Raw genomic sequence first — 7941 nt, 5'->3', positions numbered from 1 at the left:
CCACCCCTCGAAGTGCCTGGGGCGGGCCCTTTCCCCGCCCCGGGGGCCCGGGCCGCCCTCCCGGGGGGGCCGCCGCCGCACTCTGTTTCAGGCGCCGGGCATTCGGCGCTGCACCACCTCCCCTTCTCCAGTTCGCCCTTCCTAAGGCAGGATCATGGACCGTTTGGCCAAGCTGTCCCTCTCCAACCGGGCGCTCATTGCCCTGATCACGGTGTTCGTGGCGGTTTTCGGCGTCATTTCCATGAGCTCCCTGAAGCAGGAGCTGATCCCGTCGCTGGAGTTCCCGCAGATCAGCGTCATAACTGCCCTGCCCGGCGCCTCCCCCGAGGTGGTGGATGCCCAGGTCAGCGAACCGCTGGAAGGGGCCCTGACCGCCGTCGAAGGCCTGGAAGATTCCTCGGCCACGTCCCGTTCCGGGATCTCCACCATCAGCCTCACCTTTGCCTACGGCACGGACCTGGACCGGGCCCGCGGGCAGGTGGACCGTGCAATCTCCAATTCCCGGCAGCTGCTGCCCGAGGATGCCAATCCGCAGTCGCTGGCCGGCAGCATCAGTGATTTCCCCATCGTCTATCTGGCGGTGTCCTCCGATGAACCGCTGGCCGAGCTCAATGCGGACCTGCAGCGCCTGACCGTTCCCCGCCTGCAGAAAATCGAAGGCGTCCGGACAGCAGAAGTCACCGGCGGATCCACCCGGCACGTCGCCATCCTTCCCGACGACGCCGCCCTCGCCCGGCTGGGCGTCACGCCCGCCGCCATAGTGGATGCGCTGGAAAACAGCGGCGCACTGCTGCCCGCCGGAACCGTTAATGAGGACGGCCGGACCCTCTCCATCCAGGTGGGCGCACCGCTGGACAGCCTGGAGAAGATTTCCGCCCTCCCGGTCGAGTCCGCAGGCGGCAACGGCGACGGCGCACCGGTCACCATCGGAGACGTGGCAACCGTAAACATCACCGAAGATGAAGCCACCTCCATCACCCGGACCAACGGCGAAGCGACGCTGGCCGTGTCCGTCACCAAGACCCCGGCCGGAGACACGGTCGGCATCTCGCACGAGGTCATGGCCCTGCTGCCGTCGCTGCAGGAGGAACTGGGCAACGGCGCGGAATTCACCGTGGTCTTTGACCAGGCGCCCTTCATTGAGCAGTCCATTTCCGACCTCACCACCGAAGGCCTGCTCGGGCTGGGCTTCGCTGTGCTGGTCATCCTGGTTTTCCTGCTCTCCATCCGCTCCACGCTGGTCACCGCGGTCTCCATTCCGCTGTCCCTGCTGGTAACCTTCATCGGCCTGCTGGCCTTCGGCTACTCCCTGAACATCCTCACCCTCGGCGCCCTGACCATCGCGATTGGCCGGGTGGTGGACGACTCGATCGTCGTCATCGAAAACATCAAGCGGCACCTGGGCTACGGCGAGGACAAACGCACGGCCATCCTCACCGCCGTGCGGGAAGTGGCCGGCGCCGTGACGGCGTCCACGCTCACCACCGTGGCGGTGTTCGCTCCCATTGCCTTTGTGGGCGGCCTCGCCGGCGAGCTGTTCCGGCCCTTCGCGGTCACCACCACGCTGGCCCTCCTGGCCTCGCTGCTGGTCTCCCTGACCATTGTGCCGGTGCTGGCCTACTGGTTCCTGAAGTCCTCCCCGCCGGTGGCCGACCCCGAGGCGTACCGTGCCGAGGCCGAGGAACGCGAATCCCGGACCATGCTGCAGCGCGGTTACCTGCCGGTCCTGCGCACCACCCAGCGCCACCCGGTGTACACCGTGGTTGCCGGGCTGATCATCCTCCTGGCCACGGCGGCAATGACGCCGCTGCTTCCCACCAACCTGTTGGGCGACACCGGCCAGAACAACTTCAGCGTGCGGCAGGAACTGCCCGCCGGCACATCGCTGGAGCGCACATCCGAGGCCGCCGGCAAAGTGGAGGACGTCCTCTCCGGCATCGACGGTGTCAAGGACGTGCAGGTCACCATGGGCACCTCAACCTCCGGGCTGGCCGCGTTCACGGCGGGCGGCTCGTCGGTAGCGAACTTCACGGTCATCACCGAGGAGGGCGTGGACCAGGTGGCCCTGCGCGACACCGTCCGGAAGGCCATCGAGGACGCGGACGACGCCGGCAACGTCACCTTGGGCAGCACGGGCGGTGGTTTCGGCACATCGAACACTGTGGACATTGAGCTCTCCGCCGGCGACCCGGCTGATCTGCAGCCGGCCAGCGACGCGCTTGTGGCAGCCATGTCCGACCTGCCCGGCGTCGCCGAGGCCAGCAGCAACCTTTCCTCCTCCCAGCCGGTGGTCCAGGTGACCATCGACCGGGCGAAGGCAGTGGCCGCCGGCCTCAATGAGCAGCAGATCGCCGGGCTGGTCGCCTCGACCGTCAGCCCGCTGCCGGCCGGCACGGTCCGGCTGGGCACCGATGACCTGCCGGTGCTCATCGGTGAGGGCACGCCCATCACTTCCCTGGAACAGCTCAACAGTGTCGCGGTGCCGACCGGTTCCGGTCCGGTGCCGCTGCGCGACCTGGCCACCGTCCAGGAGGTCTCCGTGCCGACGTCGGTCTCCTCTTCCGGCGGCGAACGCACCGCCGTCGTCTCCGTCTCCCCCGAGGGCGACAACCTGGGTGCGGCCATCACCGAAGTCCAGGCCCGGCTGGCGGAGGTGGACCTGCCGGCCAGCGTGACAGCCGAACTCAGCGGCGCCGCCACCCAGCAGAACGAGTCCTTCACCCAGCTCGGCCTGGCGCTGCTGGCTGCCATCGCCATTGTGTACGTGATCATGGTGGCCACCTTCAAGTCCCTGCTGCAGCCGCTGATCCTGCTGGTCTCCATTCCCTTCGCGGCCACCGGCGCCATCCTGCTGTTGCTGGTCAGCGGCGTCCCGCTGGGCCTGCCTTCCCTGGTAGGCATGCTGATGCTGGTGGGCATTGTGGTGACCAACGCCATTGTGCTGATGGACCTGATCAACCAGTACCGGCAGCCGCGGGACGGCAGGCCGGGCATGAACGTTGAGGACGCTGTTTTCCGCGGTGCCCGGCAGCGCCTGCGGCCGATCCTGATGACCGCGCTGGCCACGGTGTTCGCCCTGACCCCGATGGCACTGGGCGTCACCGGCGAGGGCGGGTTCATTTCCCGCCCGCTCGCCATTGTGGTGATTGGCGGCCTGATCTCCTCCACCGCCCTGACGCTGATCCTGGTGCCCGTGCTCTACCGGCTGGTTGAGGGTTCCCGCGAGAAGCGCCAACTGCGCAGGGAGCGCACGGCAGAGATGCATGCCTAGCCGCAGCCCGGAGCCGGGAATGAACCGGGAGAAGTAACCGTTGGAAGGAAAATGTATGCGTATGCATATACTTTGAGGACCATTCCAACTTCCGGAGGCCAACATGCAGATCGGCGTCTTTAGCGTCAGCGACATCACCCGCGACCCCGTCACCGGCCGCATCCCCACCGAGGGTGAGCGGATCAAGGCAGCCGTGGCCATCGCCCGCAAGGTCGAAGAGATCGGCATGGACGTGTACGCCACCGGCGAGCACCACAACCCGCCCTTCTATGCCAGCTCCCCCACCACCCTCCTGGGCTACATTGCCGCCCAGACCGAGCGGATCATCCTCTCCACCACCACCACGCTGATCACCACCAACGATCCGGTGAAGATCGCCGAGGATTTTGCCATGCTCCAGCACGTGGCCGACGGCCGCGTGGACCTGGTCCTGGGCCGGGGCAACACTGCCCCGGTGTACCCGTGGTTCGGCAAGGATCCGCAGGATTCAGTGGAACTGACCGTGGAGAACTACAACCTGCTGCGCCAGCTCTGGGACAAGGACACCGTGAACTGGGAAGGCAAGTTCCGCACCCCGCTGCGCAACTTCACCGCCACGCCGCGTCCGCTCGACGGCGTCGCACCCTTTGTGTGGCACGGCTCCATCCGCACGCCGCAGATAGCCGAAATTGCCGCCTACTTCGGTGACGGCTTCTTCGCCAACAACATTTTCTGGCCGAAGGAGCACTACATGCAGCTCATCGGACTGTACCGCGAACGGTACGAGCACTACGGCCACGGCCGCGCAGACCAGGCCATTGTGGGACTGGGCGGGCAGTTCTTCATGCGGAAGAACTCCCAGGACGCAATCAACGAGTTCCGGCCCTACTTCGACAACGCCCCGGTGTACGGGCACGGCCCGACCATGGAGGATTTCACCGCCCAGACCCCGCTGACCGTCGGCAGCCCGCAGGAGGTGCTGGAGAAGACGCTGACGTTCCAGGAGTACTTCGGCGACTACCAGCGCCAGCTTTTCCTGATTGACCACGCCGGACTGCCGCTCAAGACGGTCCTGGAACAGCTGGACCTCTTCGGCGAATACGTCCTGCCGGAGCTGCGGAAGGAACTCGACAGCCGGCGCCCCGCGGGCGTTCCGGACGGCCCCACGCACGCCGCACGCGTGGCCGCCCGCAACGATGCAGCCGGTGCAGTCCCGGCATCCGCACCGTCACCGTCGGCGGCCGCTGCCGGCGTTCAGTAGGCTGGGAGCATGCACTCCTCCAACGACGCCAGCGTGAAGCAGGCAGCCGAAACCTGGGAATCCCTCTTCCGCGTCCAGGTGGGGGTGATGCGTCGCCTCCAGCGCGATCCTGAGTTTCGGGACCTCACCATGCGCGAGTACGACGTCCTGTTCAACCTCACCCGGTGCCCCGGAGGCTGGAGCCGGCTAAATGAGCTCAACGAGCACCTGCTGATCAGCCAGCCCAGCCTCAGCCGGATGGTGGACCGGCTCGAGGCCCGGGGCCTGGTGCAGCGACGGCCGGCGGAACAGGACCAGCGCGGCGTCGAACTGTCGCTAACGGATGAAGGCCGGGCGGTGCAGCGCCGCCTGGGACGGATCCATGTGCGCGGCATCCACGAGCTCCTCACCCCCGCATTGGACGGTGAGGAGCTGGTCCGGCTCAAGGAACTCACGGATAAGGTGCTGGCGAGCCTGGAGGACTAGCGGGATCAGGCGGCCGCTTCCTCCGCCGTCAACGGCGGGTCGGCAAATGCGAGCCGCGGCACCATCAGCAGGACCGCGCCCGCCACGAACGCCGTCACGGAGCACACCGTCCAGACCGTCAGGTACCCCTCCAGCGGTGCCGCAGTGGCGGTTGCACCGGCCGGAGACAGAGCATCCACGGCCGCGCTGGCCAGGGCAATGCCGAACACTGCTGAGGCGAAGGACCCGCCGATGGTCTTGGTGGTGTTGGTCAGGCCGGTGGCCATGCCGGTCCGGTTCAGCGGAGCTGCCGCCGCGGCAGCTGACGGAAGCGCCGCCACCAGGGCACCGGATCCCAGCCCGGCCACCACCATGTTCGCCAGCGTCTGCGGCAGGGTGTCGTGGAAGGGCAGGAACAGGGCGTAGCCGACGCCGACCAGCACAGCCGCGCCCACCAGGGTATTGCGCGGGGTGGTCCGCCGTGCCGCCGCCGGGAAGAGCAGCGCCCCGGCCAGCAGGGCCAGAACATAGCTTCCGATAATGATGGACACCTGGGAGGCCTCCAGGCCTAGCCCGTAGCCGTGCTGGCCGGGGTCGGTGCGGGCGAAGGTGGACATGGGCGCCTGCGCTCCCAGCACCGAGATGCCGAACAGGCCGGCGGTCAGCTGCACCGGCCACATGGCAGGACTGCGCAGCATCGCGAAGTCCACCAGCGGATCCTTCCGCCCCGACTCGTAGCGGACGAACGGGATGAAAACCGCCGCGCCGGCTGCCAGCACAGCCCAGGCCCACCAGGTTTCCGGACCGTTGATCCGCAGGAAGGTCAGTCCCGAGGTCAGCGTCAGCAGTCCGAAGGCGAGCAGTGCAAAACCCGTCCGGTCCACGGTGCCGCCGTCCAGGGCGGTGGACTCAGGGACCCCGAACTGCACGGCGAAAATGCACAGTGTGACAGCGAGTGCCGGGATGGAAAGCGTCAGCCAGAGCATGCCGGCGAACTGTTCCACCAGCATCCCGCCCACGAGTGCGCCGCCGATGACCCCCAGCTCCAGCGCGCCCACCAGGATCCCCGCCGCCTTGCGGGTCAGCACGGCGCGGTTGGGTTGCTGCCGCAGCCGGCTGAAGATCAGGGCGATTTCCATCGGCAGCCAGACCACGTAGAAACCCTGCAGCGACCAGGCAGCCAGGAAGGTCCAGAAATCCGGGGCAAATGCGACGCCCCAGGAAGCGATGGCCGTCAGCACCGTGGAGGCCAGCAGGATGCGTTTGTGGCCGTAGATGTCCCCCAGCTTCGCAAGGATGGGAACAGCCAGGGCACTGAGCATCAACTGGGCGGATTCAAACCAGTTGACATCGCCGTCGTCGATCCCCAGGTGCCGGGCAATGTCGGTGAGCATGGGGGTGTAATAGCCCTGCAGGATGCCGCTGGTCAGTTCCACCAGCACCAGGAAACCGACGACGCTGCCGATCATCCGCAGCCCGGCGGGCGGCGCGGCTGGCACCGCCGGCATCAGAGCGCGCCCATCAGGGTGCGGTAGAACAGGATGCCCTCACCGAAGGTTTCGATGCCTATTTTTTCGTTGTCGGCGTGGATGCTTGCCCGGTCCGCGGCGCTCATCCGGAACGGCGCGAACCGGTACACCGCGTCGCAGATGTTCGTGAACCGGCGGGCATCGGTGCCGCCGAGCATGATGTAGGGCACCGGAACGGCGTCGGGAAAGCTGCTGCGGATGCTGGCCTCCAGCAGCGCGAACTGGGCATTGTCCGTAGCGGATACCGGGGAGGGCTCATTGCCTTCCACCACCCGCAGGGACACCTTCGGGTCGCGGATGATTTTGCGCAGGTGTGCCAGTGTGGACTCCACGCTGGAGCCCACGGCTACCCGGATGTTCGCGTTGGCCGTGGCCCGGGTGGCCAGGACGTTGGAGCCCTTGCTGCCGCGCAGCTGGGTGACGGCCACGGTGGTGCGGGTCATGGCATTGGGTTCGCCGCCGAGCAGCCCGAACACCCGGGTCAGCACCGGTCGCAGGCGCCGCACCTTGCCCAGCACCAGCCGGGGAAGCAACGGCGCGGACCCGGAGAGCCGCTCGATCATTTCCACGGTGACGTCCGGCAGGGCCGCCGGGAACGGACGGCGGTCCAGCCGGACAACCGCCCGGGCCAGCCTCGCCGTCGCGCCCATCCGGTTGGGTGTGGAGGCGTGCCCGCCCTGGTCCTCGGTGGCCAGTTCGACGTCGAGGATCCCCTTTTCGGCCACGCCCACCACGGCCAGGGGTGCGGACACGAACGGAAACGCTCCGGATGCCACTGCGCCGCCCTCATCCAGCACCAACCAGGGACGGATGCCGCGCCGGGCCAGCAGATCCGCGGCGGCGGCAGCGGTGTCGCCTGCAGTTTCCTCGTTGTTGCCGAAGGAGAAGTAGAGGTCCTGCTGCGGGGCAAAGCCCTCGGCGAGAAGCTGTTCGGCCGCTTCCAGGACGGCGGCAAGGGCGCCCTTGTCGTCCAGGGCGCCGCGGCCACAGATGGACGTCTCCGTGACGGTGCCCGCGAACGGCGGATGGTCCCACTGCTGCGGATCTTCAACCGGGACGACGTCGTAGTGCGCCATCAGGACCACCGGGCCCCGGGAGCCGCCGGTCGCCGGGTCTGCGGTTGCGGGGCCTGCCGTGTCACTGCCTGACGTGTCGCTGCCCGGCCAGCGGTACAGCAGGCCCAGGCCGTTGATCCGCTCCACTTCCAGCTCCTTGTGGACGCGGGGAAACAGCTCGGGCAGGGCGGCGATGAAACCAACAAACTGGTCCGGTTCCATCTCTTCGGGAACGCGCGAAGAGACCGTTCGGAAGGTCAGGAGACGGGCCAGTTTGGGAGCAGCCTCGAGGCCGGTGCGCAGTGCTGTGGCAGGGGCTGTGCGTGGGGTGGTGTCGCTAAGCATGGGCCGAGTGTAACCGCACTGTGGCGCAGGCCACTTCAGCAGGCGGACCCGGTCCCC

Annotated in this window: 5 protein-coding genes; 3 read left to right on the top strand and 2 right to left on the bottom strand. The window is 67.6% G+C overall.

The annotated features are described in order from the left end of the window. Positions 1-154: 154 nt before the first annotated feature. From LOC57_RS16060 to LOC57_RS16050, 3 genes are all read left to right on the top strand, one after another. On the top strand, positions 155-3271 hold the full coding sequence (locus tag LOC57_RS16060; RefSeq protein ID WP_229960920.1) for an efflux RND transporter permease subunit: 3117 nt from the start codon (positions 155-157) through the stop codon (positions 3269-3271). 103 nt (positions 3272-3374) lie between these two features. After that, complete coding sequence (locus LOC57_RS16055) at positions 3375-4511, top strand: LLM class flavin-dependent oxidoreductase (RefSeq protein ID WP_229960918.1); 1137 nt, start codon at positions 3375-3377, stop codon at positions 4509-4511. Between the two features lie 9 nt (positions 4512-4520). Continuing rightward, complete coding sequence (locus LOC57_RS16050; RefSeq protein WP_227914437.1) at positions 4521-4976, top strand: MarR family winged helix-turn-helix transcriptional regulator; 456 nt, start codon at positions 4521-4523, stop codon at positions 4974-4976. Between the two features lie 5 nt (positions 4977-4981). Here LOC57_RS16050 and LOC57_RS16045 read toward each other — a convergent pair whose 3' ends face one another. Together LOC57_RS16045 and LOC57_RS16040 are read right to left on the bottom strand one after the other, a co-directional pair. Then, on the bottom strand, positions 4982-6463 hold the full coding sequence (locus LOC57_RS16045; protein ID WP_229960916.1) for an MFS transporter: 1482 nt from the start codon (positions 6461-6463) through the stop codon (positions 4982-4984). Further along, a complete protein-coding gene (locus tag LOC57_RS16040; protein ID WP_229960914.1) occupies positions 6463-7884 on the bottom strand; it encodes a M20/M25/M40 family metallo-hydrolase in 1422 nt (473 codons plus the stop codon). The genes LOC57_RS16045 and LOC57_RS16040 overlap by 1 nt, the downstream gene beginning before the upstream one ends. Positions 7885-7941 lie beyond the last annotated feature (57 nt).

The organism is Arthrobacter sp. zg-Y750 (assembly GCF_020907365.1).
GTDB lineage: Bacteria > Actinomycetota > Actinomycetes > Actinomycetales > Micrococcaceae > Arthrobacter_B.
The sequence above is the reverse complement of the archived record's forward strand: the minus strand, read 5'-3'. Positions and strand labels throughout refer to the sequence as shown.

Bases quoted from the DNA above. Each gene is read 5' to 3' on its own strand.
- LOC57_RS16060 (WP_229960920.1), top strand. From the start codon at position 155: ATGGACCGTTTGGCCAAGCTGTCCCTCTCCAACCGGGCGCTCATTGCC.
- LOC57_RS16055 (WP_229960918.1), top strand. From the start codon at position 3,375: ATGCAGATCGGCGTCTTTAGCGTCAGCGACATCACCCGCGACCCCGTC.
- LOC57_RS16050 (WP_227914437.1), top strand. From the start codon at position 4,521: ATGCACTCCTCCAACGACGCCAGCGTGAAGCAGGCAGCCGAAACCTGG.
- LOC57_RS16045 (WP_229960916.1), bottom strand. From the start codon at position 6,463: ATGCCGGCGGTGCCAGCCGCGCCGCCCGCCGGGCTGCGGATGATCGGC.
- LOC57_RS16040 (WP_229960914.1), bottom strand. From the start codon at position 7,884: ATGCTTAGCGACACCACCCCACGCACAGCCCCTGCCACAGCACTGCGC.